Here is a 22,186-nt window from a genome sequence, read left to right on the forward strand (position 1 = left end):
GACATTCGGCTGCCGATGGCTATGGCAGAGGTTAACCGCCGATTAAGTTAATCGAGCGTACCGTGGGTGCCGTCATAAGTGTTGAGCGGCGGCGGGGTCCAGCCGTTGAGCGCGCCCGGCGCGGGGGCGAAGACTTCGACGAGCAGCGGGAAGCAGGCGGCAGCATCAGAGGTGTGTTCGGCCGAGCAATCGCCACCGGGGCAGGCGGAGAGCGCGCCCAAGAGGTCGATCTCGGCGAAGAACTCGACGTAGTCGCCGGGGCGCACCGGCGAGGCCTTCATGAAATACTGTCCCGTGTCGCGGGTGAAGCCGGTGCACATGAAGACATTGAGAACGTCATGCACGAGTGGCTCGGCCTCGGTGAGCGGCAGGCCAGTCTCGGCGGCCAAGGCGCGGGTCAGGTTGGAATGGCAGCAATAGTGATATTGCGTGCCCTTGAGCAGATTGCCGGTGTAGGGATCGCAGCGGGTGCCGATCACGTCATGCACCGAGCCGCCAAATTGGTCGATGCCATACCAGGCGAGGGTATCGTCGGTGATCGTGGCCATCGGGCGCAAGTTCGGGAAGCTGCTCCACATGCGTTCGCCTGTGGTGAGATGGGTGCCGTGCAGCGCGCGGGTTTTGCCGGAATAGAACCTTTCGGACAGGTCGTGGGCGTTCCAGAGGTTGAGATCACCGACCTGCGGGCCATCTACAGACGTGATGCGGAAGAAGTGCCCGGCGGGGACATGGAAGGTGTTGGCGTCACGCGGTGGGATCAGAACTTCGGCGGTCTTGATGGCGGTGTCTCGGGCCGACGCATAGAGCGCGAGGTCGGGCTTTGGCAGGGTTTCGTTGGGGTAGCAGATCACCGGCTTGATGGCGCGGCGGGCGGCGGCGTCGGGGGGCGTGGGCATGGGGGCGTCCTTGGGTTGGTTTGGAGAAACCTTCGGACGGAATAGCGTTAAACGCAACAGGAGGCAGCGCCAGCCAGGGGCGGCGCTGCCTTCGGGTTGTTCAGATCACAACCACATCCAGCGGCGGGAAGCCGTTGAAGCCAACAGAAGAATAGCTTGACGTATAAGCACCGCAGTTGCGGATCAACACGCGATCACCGGCGCGCAGGCCGAGCGGCAGATCAACCATGCGTTTTTCATAGAGCACATCGGCGCTGTCGCAGGACGGGCCGGCAAGGATACAGGGGCCAAAACGCTCGTCATCGCGGGCGGTTACGAACTGATAACGGATCGCTTCATCCATGGTTTCGGCAAGGCCCGAGAATTTGCCGATGTCGAGGTAAACCCAGCGGTGCAGGTCATCGTCGGTCTTGCGCGAGACCAGCAGCACTTCGGCGGCGATCATGCCGGATTCGGCAACCAGACCACGGCCCGGCTCGGCCATGATGCGGGGGACATCGCCGAAACGCTCGGCAATCAGCTCCATTACGCGGGCCGCATAGGGTGTGGGCGCTTCGATCGCGTCGCCGTAAAAGGCCGGGAAGCCACCGCCGATGTTGAGCAGGCTGAGATCATGGCCAGCGGCACGGGCGGCGTGCCAGAGGGCGGCGACCTGATCGAGCGTGGCGGTCCACATGCGGGCTTCGCGGGTTTGCGAGCCGACATGGAAGGAAAAGCCGACAGGGTCGAGGCCGAGCGCGCGGGCGTGATCAAGCAGTGCGATGGCCTTGTCACGGCCACAGCCGAATTTGCGCGACAGGGGCCAATCGGCTTCGGAAGCGTCAACGATCAGGCGGATGTAAACTTGGGCACCGGGTGCGAATTCGGCAATTTTTTCAAGCTCTTCTTCGGCATCGGCGGCGAACAGGCGGATGCCTGCGTGATAGGCGAACTCAATATCGCTGGCGCGTTTGATGGTGTTGCCGAACGAGATATGGGCCGCATCGGCGCCTTGGCTGAGGCAAAGCTCGATCTCGGCGCGGCTGGCGGCGTCAAAGCCGGAACCGAGGTTGACCAGCGTTTCGATGATCTCACGCGCCGGGTTGGCTTTGACGGCGAAATGGATGTGCGCGCGGCCCAGACCGGCGGCGAGGGCTGCGTATTGGCGCGCCACGGCTTGGGCGTCGATCACAAGCGTGGGGCGATCGAACTGCGTGGTTTGAAGGAAAGTTTCTACTCGGGAAACAGGCGCAAAACGGGTGTCGACCGACAGGTCGGTTACGAAAGCGTTCATAATCATCTCCAAAAGACTCGGCCAACTTTATGACCGCTCAGTTCCAAGGGAGACGTTACCGTCGCTGCGTAACCATAGGGGTGGCCCCCTTACGCCAGAGGCGCGTGCGTTGGCGTCTTGATTTCGCATTTGGGGCCAAACGCGATTCCAATCAAGAGGGAAAATGACTGGGGGCGAAAATTTTTGACGCCGGGTCTCAGCGCGGCGGGTTTGCATCTTTGAGGTGACAGTTGTGCGGAGGTTTGCCGTTTGAGGTCACGGCGTGGGCTCCGCAGGCGGCGCAGACGTAGGCTTTCTCGCGCGACTTGACCCCACGGCGGCGATCCTCGCGCCAGCGGCACTGTCGGGTGGCGCGGTTGGAAAACAGCGCGATCAGGATGAAGGCAACAACGAAGCCGACAATGAAGATCATTGTTTGGCCTCTGGCTGGGCGGGCTTTGCGCTCATGCGTTTTCGCCTGCGGCGCGCCCCGAGAAGATGCAACCGCCGAGGAAGGTGCCTTCGAGTGCGTTGTAGCCGTGATAACCGCCGCCGCCAAAGCCCGAGACCTCGCCCGCCGCGTAAAGCCCCTCAAACGGGGTGCCATCGGGGCGCAGCACGCGCGAGGCGAGGTCGGTGTGCAACCCGCCGAGCGATTTGCGCGTCAGGATGTTGAGCCGCACGGCGATGAGCGGGCCTTTGGCCGGATCAAGGATGCGGTGGGGTTTGGCGGTGCGCACAAGACGGTCACCGCGATAGGCGCGCGCGGCGTGAATGGCGGTAATCTGGGCATCTTTGGAGAATTTGTTGGTGATCTGGGAATCGCGGGCTTCGATCTGGGCGCGGATATGGGCGGGGTCGAGCGGTGTTTCGGGGCTCAGGGCATTCATTCCGCTGATGAGTGCGTCGAGATCATCAGCGACGATAAAGTCCTCGCCATGTTGCTTGAAGGCTTCGACCGCTTTGGTCGCGCCTTTGGAGAAGGTGCGTTCCTTGAGCACTTCCCAGAGCTTGCCCGAGACGAAATCGGGGTTTTGTTCGGAGCCGGAGAGGGCGAATTCCTTTTCGATGATCTTTTGGGTGAGGATGAACCAGCTGTGTTCATGGCCCGTCGAAAGAATGCGTTTGAGTGTGGCCAGCGTATCAAACCCCGGCAGGCAGGGCGGCTCCATCCGCTCGCCAAGTGCGTCGAACCACATTGAGGAGGGGCCGGGCAGCACGCGGATGCCGTGGTTGGGCCAGATCGGATCCCAGTTGATCACGCCTTCGGTGTAGTGCCACATGCGGTCTTCGTTGATCGCGCCTGCGCCGGCGGCTTTGGCGGCCTCGGCCATCTGGCCATCGACGTAATCGGGCACCCCGGCAACCATACGCGCGGGCGGTGGGCCGAGACGATCCCTGGGCCAGACCTTGCGCACCATGTCATGATTGCCGCCGATGCCGCCGCTGGCGATGATGACGCTCTCGGCGTGATACTCGAATTCGCCCGCGACTTCGCGATTGGTCGAGGCACCGCGGCGGGCCTGATCCGGGGTCAGCATGTCGCCGCGCACGCCAGTAATGCGACCATCGGTGACATCAAGCCCGGTGACGCGGTGGCGAAAGCCGAAACGCAAGAGACCGGCGGCTTCTGCCTCCTGCGCGAGGCGCACATAGGGGGCGACGACACCTTCGCCGGCACCCCATGTGATGTGAAAACGCGGCACCGAATTGCCATGACCATCGGCAAAGCCACCGCCGCGTTCGGCCCAGCCGACCACGGGGAACCAGCGCATGCCGATGGCGGCGAGATCGGTGCGCATTGGCCCGGCGGCATAGTCAAGATAGGCCTCGGCCACGGCACGTGGGTTGTTATCTTCGGGACGGTCAAACCCGGCGCTGCCCATCCAATCGTTACGGGCGAGATCGCGGCTGTCGCGGATCCCCATACGGCGTTGTTCGGGGGTGTCGATCAGAAAGAGCCCGCCAAGCGACCAGAACGCCTGACCGCCCAAGGATTGTTCGCCCTCTTGATCGAGCAGCAGAACCTTGCGGCCACGCGATGTGGCGGCATGTGCGGCGGCCAGCCCTGCCAGGCCGCCACCGACGATAATGATGTCTGTATCTGCCATGAATTTCTCCCTTCGCCCCGTCCTATAGGGTAAGGGGCGGCAAGGCGATTTGTCTATCCTGACGAGGGGTTATTGTTCAAGCACTTCGACGGACAGGACTGTTGGTAGATGGCGCGCGATTTCGTTCCAGTTTTCGCCTTCGTCAAAGCTGGCAAAGATCGAGCCGGTATTGGTGCCAAAATAGACCCCGGCAGGATCATTGGTGTCGGTTGTCATGGCCTGGCGCAGGACGGTGAAAAAACAGTTTTCGACGGGTAAACCGGATTGGCGGGCTTGCCAGTTCGTGCCGCCATCGCGGGACTTCCAGACCGCAGCCGAGGCATTTGGTGGGAAGCGTCCGGCGCTGTCACCGTTGAGCGGTATGACCCAGAGCGTATTGGTGTCGCGCGGGTGCACGGCGATGGGAAAGCCAAAGGTTGAGGGCAGGCCCGCTGTTATATCGGCCCAGGTGCGCCCGCCATCAGACGAGCGCCATGTGCCGTGGTGGTTTTGCTGATACAGTAGATCAGACGCACCGGAGCGGGCGCGCACGAAGTTGTGCACGCAATGACCGGTTTCGCCATCACGCGGGGCAGCCGGGTGATCGTGATCGCTGCAAACCGTTTCATTGGAGAGGCGATTGCGCCGCTCCCAGCTTGCGCCGCCGTCTTCGGTGGCAAAAACCCCCGCCGCCGAAATGCCGAGCCACATGTGCGAAGGTTTGTCAGGGTCGCTGACCAGCGTGTGCAGGGTCAAACCTGCCGCGCCGGGGTTCCAGTTTTCTCGGCTGGGGTGATCCGCCAGCGCTGCGTTGCGCTGCCAGGTGTTGCCGCCATCGCGGCTGATGTAGAGATTTGCGGGGTTGGCCCCGGCATAGAGAACGCCATCGCAATGATGCAGTGACCAAATCGCGGTGATTTCATCTGCGAAGGGGTATTCGGCGGGTTCCCAACCGATCATCGCGGCAAATTCCGGGTCGTTGGCCGCCCATTCATCCATCCCGCCGCTGGAAAGCTTGCTCAGGGTCCAGCTTTCTCCACCATCAGTAGAGCGCCAGACCCCCGCGCCGTGAAATTCACCGCCGCCCCCGGCCCAGAGATGGCCGGTTTCGGGGTCGCCGATCACATGGTTGATGCCCCAGCCCTCACAATACGGGCCGCTGACATTCCAGCTTTCAAGCGTCTCTTGAGGGGTCATCAGGAACGCCCCCTTGGTGGTCCCGATCAATATACGACACGCCATCAGACGCCCTCCAAAGGGCAAATCATAGCACGAATCGATATTCCACAAAGTGTGAAGACGCGTTTGGACAGGTGCGTGGCAGACCAGCGCCTATGCAGGGGTCTTTATTCGTCGTCAAACATCAACTTGAGAAGTGCCGCGCGACGCTCGTCTTTGGCGAGGGTGCCTTTGGAGAGGCCGTAACCAAAAGCCGCTTGCACGTCCTTGTCGTTGTAATGCTTATCAAACACCCGACCCAGTCGGGAAAGCATATCCGCCACTTCCCACGAGAAATGGCTTTCGCCCATGGCGACGCGGTTGAGATAGTGCATCCGCATCGCCATCTGATGGCACGCCGCGCGAAACTCCTCTTTCGATTTAAAGTCGAGCAGGGAGTGCGGTTCTTCTTCGCCCATCAGGTGATCCGATTGACCATCAGTCTCTTGATTTCGGCAATTGATTTGGCCGGGTTCAGACCTTTGGGGCAGGTCTTGGTGCAGTTCATAATAGTGTGGCAGCGATAGAGCTTGAACGGATCTTCCAGATCGTCGAGCCGTTCGCCCGTTGCCTCGTCGCGGCTGTCGATGATCCAGCGATAGGCATGCAGAAGCGCGGCAGGGCCGAGATAGCGATCAGAGTTCCACCAATAGGACGGGCAGGACGTGGAGCAGCACGCGCACATCACGCATTCATAAAGCCCATCGAGCTTCTTGCGATCCTCGATCGACTGTTTCCATTCTTTCTGAGGCCGGTTGGTCTTGGTTTCGAGCCACGGCATGATGCTGGCGTGTTGGGCATAGAAATGCGTGAGATCGGGGATCAGATCCTTGACCACGGGCATGTGGGGCAGCGGGTAGATCTTGACCACGTCGCCCTTGATTTCGTCCATGCCATAGATGCAGGCCAGCGTGTTGATGCCATCAATGCTCATCGCGCAGGAGCCACAGATACCTTCGCGGCACGAGCGGCGGAAGGTCAGCGTGGGGTCCACCTTGTCCTTGATATAGATGAGCCCGTCGAGAACCATCGGGCCGCAATCGTCGAGATCGACGAAATAGGTGTCGACCCGCGGGTTTTGGCTGTCATCCGGGCTCCAGCGATAGATCTGGAACTTGCGCAGATTGGTGGCACCTTGCGGCTTTGGCCATGTCTTGCCTGTGACCATCCGGGAGTTTTTGGGCAGGGTAAGTTCAACCATCTGTCGGTCCTCTGCTTAATTTATAGCTAACGTGATGCTGAATTTGGCGATGCATTGCAGGGCGGCGGGGCGCCGGGCAATGCCCAAAGTCAGCTCAGTCACGTCGGCATGAGCGCCGGTGGAGGCGCTCGCTGCTATTTGAAGAAGTTCCTTGGCGCTTGCGGCGTCGATGATGCAATCGGTGACGGGGGCCGCGTTTACACCGGGAAATTTCTCGGTCACGACCGCGTTGACCGCAGTTTTGGCACGGCCACGCGCCACATCGTCGGCGGCCTGTTGGGCCGCCTCGCAGGCACCAAGCGCCATGAGCGCAAGAAGGGCCGCAGCCAGACGCATCAGAATGTCCGCGCCTTGGGGGCGATTTTCTTGAGGCTGATTCCGCCTTCTTTCTCGGTGGTCAGCGGATCTTTGACCACATCGCGATAGCTGAGATCGACCTTGTTTCCGTCGATGCGCGCGATGGTGTGGACGCGCCATTTCTCATCGTCACGCTTGGAGTGATCCTCGGAGGCATGCGCGCCCCGGCTTTCCTTGCGTGCCTCGGCGCCGACGATGGTGGCGAGTGCGTTGGGCATGAGGTTGGTCAGCTCAAGCGTTTCCATCAGGTCGGAGTTCCACACCAAAGACGTGTCGGTAACGTGGAGATCGCCGAGTTTGGCGGCGACGGCCGTCATCTTTTCGACCCCCTCTTTCAGCGTCTTGTCGGTGCGGAAGACCGCAGCGTCGGCCTGCATGGTCTTTTGCATTTCAAGGCGCAGTTCGGCGGTGGGGATGGCACCCTTGGCATGGCGCAGACTGTCAAAACGATCAAACGCCTTGTCGACGCTGGCCTGATTATAGGCGGCGGCGGAAGCTTCGGGGTCAACCACTTTGCCGGCGCGAATGGCGGCGGCGCGGCCAAACACCACGAGGTCGATCAGCGAGTTTGAGCCAAGACGGTTGGCGCCATGAACAGAGGCACAGCCCGCTTCACCAACAGCCATAAGGCCCGGCACAACGGCGTTGGGGTCTTTTGCGGTCGGGTTCAGCACTTCGCCCCAATAGTTGGTCGGAATGCCGCCCATGTTGTAGTGCACCGTGGGCAGAACCGGGATCGGCTCTTTCGTAACGTCGACACCGGCGAAGATGCGGGCCGATTCCGAAATGCCCGGGAGGCGTTCGTGCAGGGCTTCGGCGGGCAGGTGGCTGAGGTTGAGGTGAATATGATCGCCCTCTTTGCCGACGCCGCGGCCTTCGCGGATTTCCATCGTCATCGAGCGTGACACGTAATCACGCGGGGCGAGGTCTTTATACTGGGGCGCATAACGCTCCATGAAGCGTTCGCCCTCGGAGTTGGTCAGATAGCCGCCTTCGCCGCGCGCACCTTCGGTGATCAGGCAGCCCGAGCCATAAATGCCGGTGGGGTGGAACTGAACAAACTCCATATCCTGCATGGGCAGGCCCGCCCGCGCCACCATGCCGCCGCCATCACCGGTGCAGGTATGCGCCGAGGTGCACGAGAAGAACGCCCGGCCATAGCCGCCGGTGGCCAAAACGGTGGTCTTGGCATTGAACACATGCATGGTGCCGTCGTCGAGCTTCCAGCAGACGACGCCCTGACAGACGCCATCATCGGACATGATGAGATCAATCGCGAAATATTCGATGTAGAATTCTGCGTTATGCTTGAGCGACTGACCATAGAGCGTGTGCAAAATCGCGTGGCCGGTGCGGTCGGCGGCGGCACAGGTGCGCTGCACGGCGGGGCCATCGCCAAATTCGGTGGTGTGGCCGCCAAACGGACGCTGATAGATCTTGCCCTCTTCGGTGCGCGAGAAGGGCACGCCGTAATGTTCCAGCTCGTAAACCGCCTTGGGCGCTTCGCGGGCAAGGTATTCCATCGCGTCGGTATCGCCGAGCCAGTCAGACCCTTTGACGGTGTCGAACATGTGCCACTGCCAATGGTCCGGCCCCATGTTGGAGAGCGAGGCGGCAATGCCGCCCTGGGCGGCAACCGTGTGGCTGCGTGTGGGGAAAACCTTGGTCACGCAAGCGGTGCGCAGACCCTGTTCTGCCATGCCCAGAGTGGCACGCAGACCGGCCCCACCGGCCCCCACGACGACCACGTCAAAATCATGTGTCTCGTATTCGTATTCGGCCATGTTCTTGGTTCCTCAGAGCGCCATCTTGGCGAGTGCGTAAAGCCCGACGGCGGTAATGGTGTAGCTGAGCCCGATCACCAGCATGATCAGCCCCTTGCGCAAGGAGCCTTGCCAGTAATCCTCGATCATCATGATCGCGCCCATCTTGAAATGGATCATCGAAACAAAAATCACCAACCCGGCCAGAATCGCCGGGAAGGGGCGTGAAAAGGTTTCAAGCACCCCGGCATGGTCCTGCCCGATGGCGCGGCCCATGATGATGATGAAGGTCGGAACCAGAAAGGCCAGCGCCACGGCAGAAATCTGCATGTGCCAGTGATGTTCGGTGCCGGTTCCGGAGGCGCCTTTGCCGATGGCGCGTTTGTGGGCGGTAAGGTAGCGCATGTGATTTCTCCTTACACGATCAGAATTGTAATGAGGGTGAGAACGACGGAGCCGATAAGGCAGACCCAGCCGAGCTTGTCTGCGGTCTCCATATCAAGTCCGTGACCGGCGTCGAAATAGAGATGCCTGAGGCCCGCGAGATAATGATACCAGAGGCCCAACACCGAAAGCGTCAGCACCAGATCGCCAAACCACGAGGTGATAAAGCCGTTAGCGGTGGCAAAATAGCTTTCCGATGTGGCGGCGGCGAGAAGCCACCAGACAATCAGCATCGCAGTCACGATCATCGCATTGCCGGTGATCCGTGTGAGGATCGAGGTGAATGAATTCAACTGTGGACGATAGATCGAAATATGTGGGCTGAGCGGACGTTCGACCGGTTTCTCAATGGCCATGGGCGGTTCCCCTGCATGTCGTTGGCATGCGCCTCAAAATTGCGCAATCCTTGGCGCCTTTGATAACGTTTTCAGACGCGGTGTCACGCCCTCTTCGCAATTGCAGCGTGATTTTCCTCAGTTTCGCGGCGATATGTCCATGTTGTGATCACGCTTATTGTCAGTGTGATCACACATTTCAAACTTTCTCTGGCAACGCTGTCTTGCTGGGGCATGCCGTTAAGCCATCCTGCGAATTCATGACAAAAATTGAAAGGAATAGGGGGAAGAACATGTTGCGCGGGTTGAATTTGGAAAGTTCGTTTCATTGCCGCCGGCGGATTTTAAATGCACAGCAACAATGGGTTTGCCGATTTATGATACCTTGTTGAACCAGATGGCGTGACGGATTGAAAGATCTGCCTTCGCCAGCGCGGCGTATCGTCCTTACTGTGATCACAATCGCTCCGCATCAGTCACAACGTGATCCGAGTCTCTGCCGCCCACCGGAAATGACGATGGGCCGCAGGCTGGTGCGCGTAGCGCAACCGCTGAGTCGGCAGTGTGAGATCCCGAGACAATGGGGCCGAGAGGCGAGCTTTTTACCCAGAGACTTGTCGCGCGTTTTCGATAGGTCTCGACAAGTCTAGATCGGCATCAGCGCCCAATAGTCGAGATCGAGCAGGACATGGGGCAGGTATTTGCCATCCTCGCCCTTGAGGGTGAAGGGCGCGCCGCCGCTGGTTGCCACGAGGCGTAGGCGAATGGCGCCGACGCCGGGCGCGGCGGTTTCCGCCTTGTCGAGCACTTCGGACCAGGCCTTGATCGTCAGGCCCGAAAAGCACGGGTTGGCATGGGCGCCGCCGTTGAGGCCCGCGATCATCTGCGCATTGGCAAGGCCGTTGAACGACAGCGCGCGCGCCATTGAAATCACATGGCCGCCATAGATCAGCCGCTGCCCGTCCGGGCGGAAGGTGGCATCGAAATGCACCTTGGCGGTGTTTTGCCAGAGGCGCGTGGCGATCATGTGCTCGGCCTCCTCAATGGTCACGCCATCGACATGGTCGATCACTTCGCCGATTTCATAGTCGCCCCAGCGGTGCGGCTCGCCCGAAAGGGTGAAATCGTAATCACTGAAATCCAGCCCGGCGGGGATCATCAGATCCCCCGCTTCCAGCGTTTTCTTGAGGTCCGGGATCACAGTTTCGGGTGCGGGCGCGTCGAGGTTGGATTTGCGCACCATGACCCAGCGCACGTATTGCAGCACCACTTCGCCACGCTGATTCAGCCCCTGGGTGCGCACGTAAACCACGCCGGATTTACCGTTGGAATTCTGTTTCAGACCAATCACTTCGGACGTGCTGCGCAGGGTATCGCCGGGATAGACCTGTTGCAGCCAGCGCCCTTCTGCGTAGCCGAGATTGGCCACGGCGTTGAGTGAAATGTCGGGCACCGTCTTGCCAAAGACGACATGGAAGGCGACGAGATCGTCGATCGGGGCCGCGGAAAGACCCGAGGCGCGGGCGAATTCATCCGAAGAATAGAGCGCGTGGCGCGCCGGATAAAGCGCATGATAGAGCGCGCGTTCGCCGCCCGACACCGTGCGCGGCACGGCATGGTGGATCACTTCGCCGAGAGTATAGTCTTCGAAAAACCGGCCTGGATTGGTTTTGGCCATGTCGTAAGCTCCAGTTTCAAAAGGGGATCAGCCGAATGGATTATAGCCGAGCCAGTTGTGGATGAGGGCGATGACGCCAAAGACCGCCACGGCGCCGACAATCGCGCCGATCTCCTTGCCCATGGGCGCGGGTGCGGGCTTTTGCCACTCAGACTGGGCGTTGATCAGGAAGATCTCGCTTTCGACCCAGACGAGCAAGCCGCCAAACAGGATGAAGGAAGGCCAGTCACCATTGACCAGCAAATGCCCCACGGCCCAGAGCCGCACGCCCATCAATTGGGGATGGCGGATGAAGGCGGCGGCGCGGGTTTTCATGCCCGACACCGCAAAAAGATAAACCGAAAGCAGCATCAACAGGTTGTTGATCCCGGCCAGCATCGGGGTGCGGCCCCAATAGACCGTCTCGACCTCTGCGCCGCGATAGCCCAGCACCATCAGCACCACACTGAGCAGGATGAGAATTGCGATTGGCCCGCGCGCCTTGTCGCCCATCGAGGCGCGCAAGCCGGGGGCGACACGTTTGAACAGATGCACAAGCGACCAGAGCAGAACGCCGAGGATGAGAAGGGTCATAGCAGTATCACCTTGATGTTGGGAGAATGGAGACTGGGTAGAATGCCCATCCTACGCGATGTCGCCTAGCGCACCATACCTATGATATCGTAAGTGCGCTGGAGAATTGGCGCTGCGATGGCGCGCGCGCGTGCAGCGCCCGCACCAAGGATGCGATCGATCTCGGCTGTGTCGTTCATGAGGCGCCCCATTTCGCTTGAAATCGGTGCCAGTTTTTCGACGGCCAGATCGGCCAGCATCGGTTTGAACTCGGAAAATTGCTTGCCTCCGACATCGCGCAGCACGTCATCCACGCTCTGATCCGAGAAGGCCGCGTAAATATTCACAAGATTGCGTGCTTCGGGACGGTCTTCCAATCCCTTGGCTTCCGAGGGCAGCGCTTCGGGGTCGGTCTTGGCCTTGCGGATCTTCTTGGCGATAGTGTCGGCGTCATCGGTCAGGTTGATCCGGCTGGCATCCGAGGTGTCGGATTTTGACATTTTCTTTGAGCCATCGCGCAGCGACATGACTCGCGTTGCGGCGCCTTCGATGACGGGCTCGGTGATCGGGAAGAAATCGACTTGGTAGTCGTGATTGAACTTGATGGCGATGTCGCGGGTCAGCTCAAGGTGTTGCTTTTGATCTTCGCCAACCGGCACATGGGTGGCGTGATAGACCAGAATGTCGGCCGCCATCAGGGACGGGTATGCGAACAGCCCCAGCGATGCGTTCTGCTGGTTCTTGCCGGCCTTGTCCTTCCACTGGGTCATGCGCTGCATCCAGCCCATGCGGGCTACACAGTTAAAGACCCAGGCCAGCTGGGCGTGTTCGGCCACTTGCGACTGGTTGAAAAGAATGGATTTTTCCGGGTCGATCCCCGAGGCGATGAAGCCCGCAGCCAGCTCGCGCGTGGCGTTGCGCAGATCGTCAGGATTCTGCCAGACAGTGATGGCATGCATGTCGACCATGCAGAAGACGGATTCAATGCCGCTGTTCTGGGACTCCGCGAAACGTTTGAGCGCTCCGAGGTAATTGCCCAGATGAAGGTTTCCCGAGGGCTGGATGCCCGAAAAGACGCGGGGCGTGAATGCCGCCTCTGTCATGCTGTTTCTCCGTCTGGATTTATGGCTGCGGCTGGCTTACCCATGGGGGAAAGCCCCGTCAAGCAAAGCAGGCCCATGAGCAGCAATCCCAATATCAGCCCGGTCAACCCGATCAGTCCCGTCGTGGTGGTTTTCTTCCTCGTCATGCTGGGAATAGAGATCGCATTTTCACTTGGAAATCAGGGGTTTGTCGGCGGCCCCCAGGCGGTCGGCTGGCGCGCGGCAGCAGTGCAGGAGTATGGCTTTAGCGGTGCGGTGTTTGACTGGATGTGGGAAAATGGACAATGGCCGGGCGAACATGTTGTGCGCTTTGTCAGCTTCCTTTTCCTGCATGGCAGCTTCACGCACATGCTGGTGGCCGGGGTGATGCTCTTGGCGCTGGGCAAGTTTGTCGGCGAGGTTTTTGCCGGCTGGGCGGTGGCCGTGGTGTTCCTTGGCTCAGGCATCGGCGGGGCCTTTGTCTGGGGGCTGTTACTTAATGATAACAGTTACTTATACGGCGCATTTCCTGGTGTTTACGGGCTGATCGGGGCGTTTTCCTATGTCCTGTGGTTGCGCTTGGGTCAAAGTGGAGACAACCAATGGCGCGCCTTTGCGTTGATCGGTTTCCTGATGGCGATACAACTGATCTTCGGCGTCCTGTTCGGGGCGCGAACCGATTGGGTGGCGGATATTGCAGGCTTTTTTACTGGCTTCCTGCTCTCCTTTGTCGTCAGCCCGGGCGGCTGGATGCGACTGCGCGCACGCCTGCGTCACGATTAGGCGTGCAGCGCGGTTAACGGGCGCTCTGCTCTGAAAATCGGGGGGGTGATCCGCGGCTGACTTTCGGCTGCAAGGCGTATGACATACGCCAACGAACGGATGAACGCGAAATTAAGTTAATGCGGCGCACGCCTATCCGTTTCATCTTGCTAAAAATATCCAAATACAACCGTTTTTCACACGCTGGTTTCGCCTGTTGAGCGCCGCACACTGAGCCAGATTGCGCCGAGCGAAGCGAGGCGCCCCCCGCGATGCGCAAAGCGCAGCGCAAGACCTCAGATATGGGATCAGCCGCCGCGCCGCAGGGCGTCGCGAAAGTCACGCAGCGCGAAGGCGCCGAGGAGTTGACCTGAGAGGAAATAGCTGACCATTCCCGAACCCACCAGGATGAGCAGCGCCAGATACCGCCAGCCGGTCGCGGTGATCAGCGGCCCGAGCAGAAGGTTCACGCCCCAGAGCACGACGCCCATCACACCTGAAGCCAGAATGATGCGCCACAAGCGGCGTTTGAAGCGGTCGTCAAACCGGGCCATATCGCCCATTGGCTTTGTGCCCCGCATCAGCAGCAAGACCATGGCCCAGCCCGCGAGGGTGGTGGCGATGGCCGGTGCGACCCAGCCGATATAGGGGTGAAAACCGATGGCCACCGCCGCATTGATCACCATCGCCCAGAGCGCAAAGCGGAATGGGGTGCGGGTGTCTTCGCGGGCGAAATAGAGTGGCTGCAACACCCGTTGCAGCACGAAAGCAGGCAGGCCAAGACCATAGATCGCGGTGGCCAGAGCGATGGCCGCGCTGTCGTCTGAGGTTTGCGCGCCACGCTCAAACAGCACCGAGACCAGCGGCATCGGGATCACCATCAGCGCCACGGCCGAGGGGATGGTTAGGGCCAGCGAAATCTCGCCCGCGCGCGAGAACGCATCGCGCGATCCGGGGGCGTCACCGTCGCGCAGGCGGCGCGAGAGGTCGGGCAACAGAACAATGCCCACCGCGATGCCGACAACCCCGAGCGGCAATTGATAGAGCCGGTCGGCGGCAAACAGCCAGCTGACGGCGGATTCGGTGCGCGAGGCAACCTGTTGGCCGACCAGAAGGTTGATTTGCATGACGCCCGAGCTGAGCGCTGCGGGAAGGGCGACCGCGACGAGGTGTTTCATCTCAGGGGTCCAGCGCGGGCGGCCCGGTGTGATCTTGATCCCGGCGCGCGATGCAGCGAACCAGACCAGCGCGAGTTGGGCGATACCCGCCAGAGGCACGGTCCAGACCAGCCACAAGATCACCTCCTGGCCGAGCCAGACCGCCAGGGCCATGGCGCAGACCACGAAGATATTGAGCAGAACGGGCGCGGCGGCGGCCACGGCAAAGCGGCCAGTGGCGTTCAGCACGCCGGAAAACAGCGCCGAGAGCGACATGAAGAGAATGTAGGGAAAGACCACGCGGCCATAGCCGACGGTCAGATCAAATCGGGCATCACCCGAGAAACCCTCGGCGGTGAGCCAGACAAATCCGGGCATGAAGATCATCGCCAGCGCGGTGAGCGCCATGACGATCAGCGCGAGGCCGTTGAAGGCCTCTTGGGCGAAGCCCTGCGGATTATCGCCCGCTTCGTAGCGTTTGGAAAACATCGGCACAAAGGCGGCGTTGAACGCGCCCTCGGCAAAGAAGCGGCGGAACATGTTGGGCAGGCGGAAGGCGGCGACAAAAGCGTCCATCACCGGGCCGGGGCCGATCAGCGCCAGGATCATGATCTCGCGCACGAAGCCGAGGATTCGGCTCATCAAAGTCCAGAAGCCCACGGTGAGGAAGCCGGAAACGAGGCGGATGGGTTTCATGTCTGCTCAAGCCTAATGGGGTGCGGGGCCGTTTTGATGAGGCTTATAGCGGTTTGCAGGTAAGGGGGGAACGGGCGTTTTTGAATGGTGGGTGAGGGACCGTTTTGACGGATACCCTTGTTTCAGCTTACGTCCGCATCTTAAAAGCAACTTGCTGGTAGCTTTAGGTGACGTTGGAAATCGCGCAGGAGGACTAATGATAAAACTGATTTCTATCCTTGTTGTCTGTCTCGTGCTTGTCGCAGTTGTATTGAGCATTTGGCGGTTGGCGGATTACCGGGCTGATCTGTCGGAGATGAATCGACTGCGTGGCGAACAGCCCGTTGATCCGAGCAAGTTCACAGCCAGCATGATCGCCGGTCTGCCGGAACCGGCCCGCAGGTATTTCACCTTTGCCATCATCGAAGGCACGCCGCTGTTTACTGTTGCGGAAATTGAGATGGCAGGGCAATTCAGCCTCGGCACAAAAGACGCCCCCAATTACATGGATATGACGGCGTCGCAGGTACTTGCGGCGCCAGTCGGTTTTGTGTGGAGGATGTCGGGTGGGTCCGGGTTGATGAGAATGGCCGGATCAGACAGCGGACGCTGGACGCGGTTCTGGCTGGCCGGATTGGCACCGGTGGCCCGGTTTGGAGGCAATTTGGACCACACAAGATCGGCCTTTGGACGGTATGTGGCCGAGGCCGCATTCTGGACACCTGCGGCGTTGTTGCCGGGGCCGAATGTGACTTGGGAAGCTGTGGACGAAAACACCGCGCGGTTCACCATGATTCATGACGGCGTCTCGCAATCCGTGGATGTCACTGTGGATGCGGCGGGTCGCCCGATCGTTGTGCAGTTCCAACGCTGGAGCAATGCAAACCCCGAGGGCGTGCACCGCCTGCAACCTTTCGGTGGATTTCTATCAGATTTTCAGGAGGTGCAGGGATTTCGGGTGCCGATGCATGTGGAGGCGGGCAATTTCTTTGGCACCGATGCGTATTTCCCGTTTTTTATCGCCGATGTGTCGGGGGTTCGGTTCCCGTTACCTTGAAGGGGGTGTTGAATTCCAATCGAACATTGTCGGTGATGCAGATGTCGTTGCCAGACAGGTCTATCCCTTCGGCGTCCAGTCCATGCCTATTTGGCCATAACCCTGCTTTAACGCGCCCGGCATTGCGGTGAGGCGGTCTTCGCGCTTGACTGGGGTCTGACGTGGACGCTTGCAAGCGGGCCAGTCGGCGCTTCAAGCCTGTCAGAGATACCCATCGGGCATCATGCCGAGGCGCGTTCCACGCCGCGCGTGATCGCCTCGCGGAGTTTCTTTTCCAGAGATTTCTGTTTCGTTTCGGAATGGAATTTCAGGCCGAACATGTCCTTGACATAAAAGCTGTCGACCACTTGTTCGCCGAAGGTCGCGATCACCGCCGAGGCGATGTAGACATTGCTGTTGGCCAGCGTGCGGGTCAGGTCATAGAGCAGGCCGGGGCGGTCGCGGGTGTCGACCTCGATGATGGTGTAGATTTCGGAGCCTTCATTGTCGAAGGTGATGGTGGTGGGCACGCGGAAGGCGCGTTCGCGTTTCTTGATCTTGTCACGGGTGATGATCGCGTCGCCGGTGAGCACTTCCCCGCTCAGCGTCTTGTGGATCATCTGTTCCAGACGTTTGAGTTTGCGCATTTCATAAGGGTGGCCTTCGGCGTCCTGAATCCAGAAGGCAGCGGTGGCGAAGCCGTCTTTTGACGTGAAGGTGCGCGCATCAACGATATTGGCCCCGACAAGGCCCAAAGCGCCACACATCCGGCTGAAAATGCCCGGATGGTCGGCCATCACGAAACAGGCGCGGGTGGCGTCGCGGTCTTCATCAGGGTGCAGATCGATGCGCACTTCGTTGTCCTGTAGATCCTTGAGCAGGCGCGCAAAGACAACATGTGCCGTGGAATGCAGGCCCTGCCAATAGGGCGGATAATGCCGCGAGGTTTCAAGCTTGAGGTCGGCCTTGTCCCAATCGGGCAGGGCGGCGCGCAGGGCTTTCTTGGCCTCGGTGCCGCGCACCTCGCGGCTGAGGGCTTCCATACCGTCTTCGAGGGCGCGCCGTGTCTGGCGATAGAGCGCGCGCAACAGCACCGCTTTCCAGTTGTTCCACGTATTCGGGCCGACGCCGCGAATATCGCAGACGGTCAGCAAAAGCAGAAGGTCGAGGCGTTTGACCGAGCCGACCGCCTTGGCGAAATCGCGCACCGTGCGCGGATCGGCGATATCGCGTTTCTGGGCCATGTCCGACATCAGGAGGTGATAGCGCACCAACCATTCCACGGTTTCGCAATCGGCTTTGGAAAGCCGCAGACGGCGCGTGATACTGCGCGAAATCTGCGCCCCCAGCACCGAATGATCCACCGCGCGCCCCTTGCCGATATCGTGGCACAACATCGCCACCATCAGCACCTTGCGATTGATCCCCGAACGCAGGATTTCCGTGGCGACCGGCAGTTCTTCTTGCAACTCGCCCTGTTCGATCCGGTTGAAATTCGAGATCACCTGAATGGTATGCTCGTCCACCGTGTAGGCGTGATACATGTTGAATTGCATCATCGCCACGATCGGCTCGAATTCGGGGATGAAGGCGGAAAGCACGCCGAGTTCGTTCATCCGGCGCAGGGCGCGTTCGGGGTTGCCGTGTTTCAGCAGCAGGTCGAGGAAGATGCGGGTGGCTTCCTTATTTTCACGCATCGCGTCGTCGATCTTGTCAAGATTGGCCGTGACAAGACGCATGGCGTCCGGGTGGATCAGCATGCCGGTGCGCAGGCCTTCCTCAAACAGTCGCAGGATATTGACCGGATCGGCAAGAAACTTGCGCTGGTTCTGGATCGCCAGACGGCCATGCACGATCTTGTAGCCGTCTTTGAGTTTGCGGCGGCGTTTGAAAAGCCGCTCGAGCAGGGGTTCATTCTTGGCGTTGACCGCCTCCAGCTTGGTCAGGACGATCCGGGTCAGATCGCCCACAAGGGTGGCGTGGCGGAAGTAATCCTGCATGAAGTGTTCGACAGCGCGGCGCCCGCCGCGATCTTGATACCCCATGCGTTCGGCCATCTGGACCTGCATGTCGAAGCTGAGTTTTTCGTTGGCGCGCCCAGAGGCGAGGTGCAAATGGCAGCGCACGGCCCAGATGAAATTTTCGGCTTCTTCGAACATCGCCAGTTCTTCGGGCGTGAACACCTTGAGGCGGACCAGATCATCGACGTCACGCACATCGTACATGTATTTCGCAATCCAGAAGAGCGATTGCAGGTCGCGCAAACCGCCTTTGCCCTCCTTGACGTTGGGTTCGACCACGTAACGCTCGCCCTGTTTGAGGTGGCGTGCGTCGCGTTCGGCAAGTTTGGCCTCGATGAACGCATGCGCCGTGCCCTTGAAAAGCTCGGTGCGCAGGGTTTCCTGCAATTGGACGGCGAGATTGGCGTCGCCGACGAGGTAACGCTGTTCGAGGAGCGCGGTGCGAATGGTGTAATCCTCGCGCCCGAGCCGCAGGCAATCGTTTACCGTGCGGCTGGCGTGGCCGACTTTCAGGTGCATGTCCCAGAACACGTAGAGCATGGATTCGATCACGCTTTCGGCCCATGGGGTGATTTTGCGCGGGGTGAGGAACAGGAGGTCGATATCCGAGGCCGGGGCCATATCGCCACGGCCATAACCGCCTACGGCCAGCAGCGATAGGCGCTCGCCCTCGGTCGGATTGGGCAAGGGGTGCAATCGGGTTGTGGCAACCTGATAGGTGGCGGCGACGATGCAGTCAGTCAGCCAGGTATAAGCGCGGATTGTCGGGTCAGCCTTGAAAGGTTCGGCCTCAAACGCGGCCTGGATTTGCGCCATCCCGGCGTCGCGCGCATCGCCGAGGATGCGCACCACTTCCGGGCGCAGGGCGGCTTCATCGCTGGCTTTGCTGCAGGCTTCGCCAAGGGTCTGGGCGATCGCGGCGCGGTCGAATATCGCATCCGCCGGGCAGATCAGATCATAAGGCGGATCGACCGGCCCGGGCATCAGGCTGCCAGAATCAAAGGTCTGCATCAGAGACCTGCATCAATCACCAGCATCAGAAACCTGCGCCGCCAAACGAGGCGGGCGCAGGATCGACCACGACGACTTTGCGATCACGGATCTGAGCCACGGCGAGGCCGCGTTCGTTGGTGCCATCGGGGCGCAGGCGGAAGATACCGGTGGCACCCTGGAAGCCCGCGCCCTGGGTTAGCGCAGCCCCGGTCAGCGCATTCGACTTGCCGGATTTGACCAGCGCGCCAATGGCGGCGATGCCGTCATAGCCAAGTGCGGCGATGGGATGCGGATCGGTGCCGTAAGCGGAATTGTAGCGGGCGCGGAAGGCCTGATCCTTGCGCGGGTCGGGCATGGCGAACCAGCCCCCCTGAACGCCCGGAAGCTCCAGCGTTTGCGGCGGGATGTCCCAACGGGAAAGGCCGATATATTGCGTGGTCGCGGGGCTGAGACCGGCTTCGGGCAACATCTGTGCGAAAAGCGGCAGGGCCCCCGCAGTGTTGGCGGTGAGGAAGATCGCGTTGGCCTGACCTGAGGCGGCAGCGGCCTTGATACGGGGCATGGCGGCGACAACGCCTTGCTGGCTGAACTCGTAAGAAACGGTGCCCGCCATGGTGGCGCCGGTGCGCGCGACGGCCGATTGAATGGCGCGGCTGCCAAGCTCTCCGGCGAGGTTCTGCGAATGCACGACGAGGATGCGGCCCTTGCCCTGGCGCACGGCGTATCCGGCAAGGCGGGTCGCGGTATTTTCAAACGTCGGGCCAAGCACGAAGACGTTGCCGCCCGCGATGGTGGGGTTGTTGGAGAACGCCAGAACGTTGACGCCTTTGGGGGCGGCGGCGACTCCTGCGGCGTTGGCGGCTTCGCCAAAGACCGGACCGAGGATGATCTTGGCGCCATCGGCCACGGCCTGGGCCGCGGCGGCCTGAGCAGTGCCGGCATTGCCCGCCGTGGCATAGACGCGCAGGTCGATCATCACCCCGTCGAGATCGGCGATCGCCAAACGGGCGGCGTCTTCAAGGCTTTTGGCAAGAAATTCATCGCTGTTGCTGCCCGAACCGCGCGGCAGGAGTAGCGCCACGGGAACCGGTGCGGAAGGATTGATGCTTGGGCCGCCGCCGGAGGCGACACCGCCGCCGAGCGAGATCGGCTCACATGCAGCGAGCCAGAGGATCGCAGCAAGCGCCGTCAGGCGCGCAGCGGACTTGCGGATCGGGGACAAAACAGCAAACATGCAAAACCTCTCGCTCACTCAAAGGGTCCGCCCGGACAAGGCGGAAGGGTGATGGGAATAATAAACGTCCATGATGCGGGGTCCAGTGGTGAATTTCGAGCCGAGTAAACTTGCCCCCGGGCTGTATCTGATTGCGACGCCGATCGGGTCGGCACGCGACATTACACTCAGGGCGCTGGATCTGCTGGCGGCGGCAGATGTGATCGCGGCCGAGGACACCCGCAGCATGCGGCGGCTGCTGGAGATTCATGGCATTGCCCTGGGCAGTCGTCCGTTGGTCGCCTATCACGATCACAGCGGTGAGGGCACGCGGACACGGCTGATGCAGGCTTTGGGGGAAGGAAAATCGGTGCTCTATGCCTCGGAGGCAGGCACGCCGATGGTGTCGGACCCGGGGTTCGATCTGGTGCGCGCGGCGCGCGATCAGGGGGTTGCGGTGACCTCGGCGCCGGGGCCTTCGGCGGCGATCACGGCGTTGACATTGGCCGGGTTGCCGACGGATCGTTTTTTCTTTGCCGGGTTTCTGCCAAACACCAAAGGCAAGCGGAAAACCGCGCTTGGCGAATTGAGCGAGGTGCCCGGCACCCTGATTTTTTACGAATCGCCACACCGGATAGCAGCGACGCTGGCCGATGCGGTTCAGGTGTTGGGGGCGCAACGACAGGGCGCGATCTGTCGTGAGTTGACCAAGAAGTTCGAAGAAGTATTGACCGGAAGTCTGGAGGAATTGGCTGAACTGACTGCGCAGCGGGTGCTGAAAGGGGAAATTGTTTTCCTGGTGGGGCGGGGAAATTCATCGAAAATTAGTGATTTTGATTTGGACTCAGAGGTGCGGCGGGCGCTTGATTCTATGTCGGTGCGGGATGCAGCGGACGCGGTGGCGGCAAAAAGCGGTTTGAAACGGCGCGCTGTATACCAACGAGCGTTGGAATTGGCCAAGGCGGGGGAAGAGACAGGGGACGTTGACGAATGACAGCGCATTTTCCGGTGGCGAAATCTCACGGTTCTGCTGTGGCGACGCGGCGGGTGCGCGGCAAGCGGGCCTATTGTGCGGGTCTTGCCGCAGAGGAGCAGGTGGCGCAGGAGTATGCGCGACGCGGAATGACGCAGGTGCAGCAGCGCTGGCGTGGTCAGCGCGGTGAGATTGATCTGGTGATGCGCGATGGTGAGGCGCTGGTGTTTGTCGAGGTCAAGCAAAGCAGCAGTTTCGAACGTGCCGCCGAAAGCCTGACGGCGCGGCAGATGGCGCGAATCTATGGTGCGGCGGAAGAATACCTGTCGCATATGGACCAAGGGCAGCTGAGTGAGACGCGTTTTGATGTGGCGCTTGTGGATGGGCGCGGGGTGATCCGGATCATAGAGAATGCCTTCGGCGCGTTCTGACGTTGCACCGAATGCGGGGTTGCGCCATGAAGAAGGAAGCTCAAGCCCGAGGATGAC

At 60.7% G+C, this 22,186-nt stretch carries 21 protein-coding genes; 4 read left to right on the top strand and 17 right to left on the bottom strand.

The genetic code is table 11. The features are described from left to right. Positions 1–47 precede the first annotated feature (47 nt). The 14 genes from LZG00_05805 to trpS all read right to left on the bottom strand — a co-directional run bounded on the left by LZG00_05805 (position 48) and on the right by trpS (position 12,889). The gene (locus LZG00_05805; GenBank protein MCF3593508.1) at positions 48–896 is read right to left on the bottom strand and encodes a DUF1989 domain-containing protein; all 849 of its coding nucleotides are present in this window, start codon (positions 894–896) and stop codon (positions 48–50) included. A 100-nt stretch (positions 897–996) separates the two neighbouring features. Beyond that, the gene (locus tag LZG00_05810; GenBank protein MCF3593509.1) at positions 997–2,169 is read right to left on the bottom strand and encodes a type III PLP-dependent enzyme; all 1,173 of its coding nucleotides are present in this window, start codon (positions 2,167–2,169) and stop codon (positions 997–999) included. 196 nt (positions 2,170–2,365) lie between these two features. Further along, on the bottom strand, positions 2,366–2,581 hold the full coding sequence (locus tag LZG00_05815; protein MCF3593510.1) for a hypothetical protein: 216 nt from the start codon (positions 2,579–2,581) through the stop codon (positions 2,366–2,368). Between the two features lie 31 nt (positions 2,582–2,612). Next, positions 2,613–4,259 carry an FAD-binding dehydrogenase gene (locus tag LZG00_05820; protein ID MCF3593511.1) on the bottom strand — a complete coding sequence of 549 codons (1,647 nt, stop codon included), beginning with the start codon at positions 4,257–4,259 and terminating at the stop codon, positions 2,613–2,615. A 69-nt stretch (positions 4,260–4,328) separates the two neighbouring features. Next, a complete protein-coding gene (locus LZG00_05825; GenBank protein MCF3593512.1) occupies positions 4,329–5,480 on the bottom strand; it encodes a glycoside hydrolase in 1,152 nt (383 codons plus the stop codon). Between the two features lie 104 nt (positions 5,481–5,584). Next, complete coding sequence (locus LZG00_05830) at positions 5,585–5,875, bottom strand: hypothetical protein (protein ID MCF3593513.1); 291 nt, start codon at positions 5,873–5,875, stop codon at positions 5,585–5,587. Continuing rightward, the gene (locus LZG00_05835) at positions 5,875–6,657 is read right to left on the bottom strand and encodes a succinate dehydrogenase iron-sulfur subunit (GenBank protein ID MCF3593514.1); all 783 of its coding nucleotides are present in this window, start codon (positions 6,655–6,657) and stop codon (positions 5,875–5,877) included. Before LZG00_05835 ends, LZG00_05830 begins: the two co-directional genes overlap by 1 nt. Positions 6,658–6,672: 15 nt before the next feature. Further along, positions 6,673–6,993, bottom strand: a complete 321-nt coding sequence (locus LZG00_05840) for a succinate dehydrogenase (protein MCF3593515.1) — start codon at positions 6,991–6,993, stop codon at positions 6,673–6,675. Beyond that, complete coding sequence (gene sdhA / locus LZG00_05845) at positions 6,993–8,798, bottom strand: succinate dehydrogenase flavoprotein subunit (protein MCF3593516.1); 1,806 nt, start codon at positions 8,796–8,798, stop codon at positions 6,993–6,995. The genes LZG00_05840 and sdhA overlap by 1 nt, the downstream gene beginning before the upstream one ends. 12 nt (positions 8,799–8,810) lie before the next feature. Continuing rightward, a complete protein-coding gene (gene sdhD / locus LZG00_05850; protein MCF3593517.1) occupies positions 8,811–9,182 on the bottom strand; it encodes a succinate dehydrogenase, hydrophobic membrane anchor protein in 372 nt (123 codons plus the stop codon). Between the two features lie 11 nt (positions 9,183–9,193). After that, positions 9,194–9,577 carry a succinate dehydrogenase, cytochrome b556 subunit gene (gene sdhC / locus LZG00_05855; protein MCF3593518.1) on the bottom strand — a complete coding sequence of 128 codons (384 nt, stop codon included), beginning with the start codon at positions 9,575–9,577 and terminating at the stop codon, positions 9,194–9,196. A gap of 625 nt (positions 9,578–10,202) precedes the next feature. Further along, positions 10,203–11,234: a MaoC family dehydratase gene (locus LZG00_05860; protein MCF3593519.1), complete on the bottom strand. Its 1,032-nt coding sequence runs from the start codon at positions 11,232–11,234 to the stop codon at positions 10,203–10,205. Positions 11,235–11,261: 27 nt separating this feature from the next. Beyond that, a complete protein-coding gene (locus tag LZG00_05865) occupies positions 11,262–11,807 on the bottom strand; it encodes an NnrU family protein (protein ID MCF3593520.1) in 546 nt (181 codons plus the stop codon). A 65-nt stretch (positions 11,808–11,872) separates the two neighbouring features. After that, positions 11,873–12,889, bottom strand: coding sequence for a tryptophan--tRNA ligase (trpS, locus tag LZG00_05870; GenBank protein MCF3593521.1), 1,017 nt, complete (start codon positions 12,887–12,889; stop codon positions 11,873–11,875). A gap of 75 nt (positions 12,890–12,964) precedes the next feature. Here trpS and LZG00_05875 point away from each other — a divergent pair, with 75 nt between their 5' ends. After that, complete coding sequence (locus LZG00_05875; protein ID MCF3593522.1) at positions 12,965–13,651, top strand: rhomboid family intramembrane serine protease; 687 nt, start codon at positions 12,965–12,967, stop codon at positions 13,649–13,651. Between the two features lie 287 nt (positions 13,652–13,938). On the opposite strand, the gene murJ is transcribed toward LZG00_05875, so the two are convergent. Next, a complete protein-coding gene (gene murJ / locus LZG00_05880) occupies positions 13,939–15,483 on the bottom strand; it encodes a murein biosynthesis integral membrane protein MurJ (GenBank protein MCF3593523.1) in 1,545 nt (514 codons plus the stop codon). A 196-nt stretch (positions 15,484–15,679) separates the two neighbouring features. Between murJ and LZG00_05885 the strand changes: the two genes are divergently transcribed. Then, positions 15,680–16,519, top strand: a complete 840-nt coding sequence (locus LZG00_05885; GenBank protein ID MCF3593524.1) for a hypothetical protein — start codon at positions 15,680–15,682, stop codon at positions 16,517–16,519. Between the two features lie 221 nt (positions 16,520–16,740). On the opposite strand, the gene LZG00_05890 is transcribed toward LZG00_05885, so the two are convergent. Next, the gene (locus LZG00_05890) at positions 16,741–19,530 is read right to left on the bottom strand and encodes a [protein-PII] uridylyltransferase (GenBank protein MCF3593525.1); all 2,790 of its coding nucleotides are present in this window, start codon (positions 19,528–19,530) and stop codon (positions 16,741–16,743) included. 25 nt (positions 19,531–19,555) lie between these two features. Next, positions 19,556–20,746, bottom strand: a complete 1,191-nt coding sequence (locus tag LZG00_05895; GenBank protein MCF3593526.1) for a penicillin-binding protein activator — start codon at positions 20,744–20,746, stop codon at positions 19,556–19,558. 70 nt (positions 20,747–20,816) lie between these two features. Between LZG00_05895 and rsmI the strand changes: the two genes are divergently transcribed. Next, complete coding sequence (gene rsmI, locus LZG00_05900; GenBank protein ID MCF3593527.1) at positions 20,817–21,719, top strand: 16S rRNA (cytidine(1402)-2'-O)-methyltransferase; 903 nt, start codon at positions 20,817–20,819, stop codon at positions 21,717–21,719. After that, positions 21,716–22,129: a YraN family protein gene (locus LZG00_05905; GenBank protein MCF3593528.1), complete on the top strand. Its 414-nt coding sequence runs from the start codon at positions 21,716–21,718 to the stop codon at positions 22,127–22,129. The genes rsmI and LZG00_05905 overlap by 4 nt, the downstream gene beginning before the upstream one ends. The last annotated feature ends 57 nt before the right edge of the window (positions 22,130–22,186 follow it).

The sequence above is a fragment of the Rhodobacteraceae bacterium LMO-JJ12 genome (assembly GCA_021555075.1).
In the GTDB taxonomy this organism is placed as follows: domain Bacteria; phylum Pseudomonadota; class Alphaproteobacteria; order Rhodobacterales; family Rhodobacteraceae; genus JAKGBX01.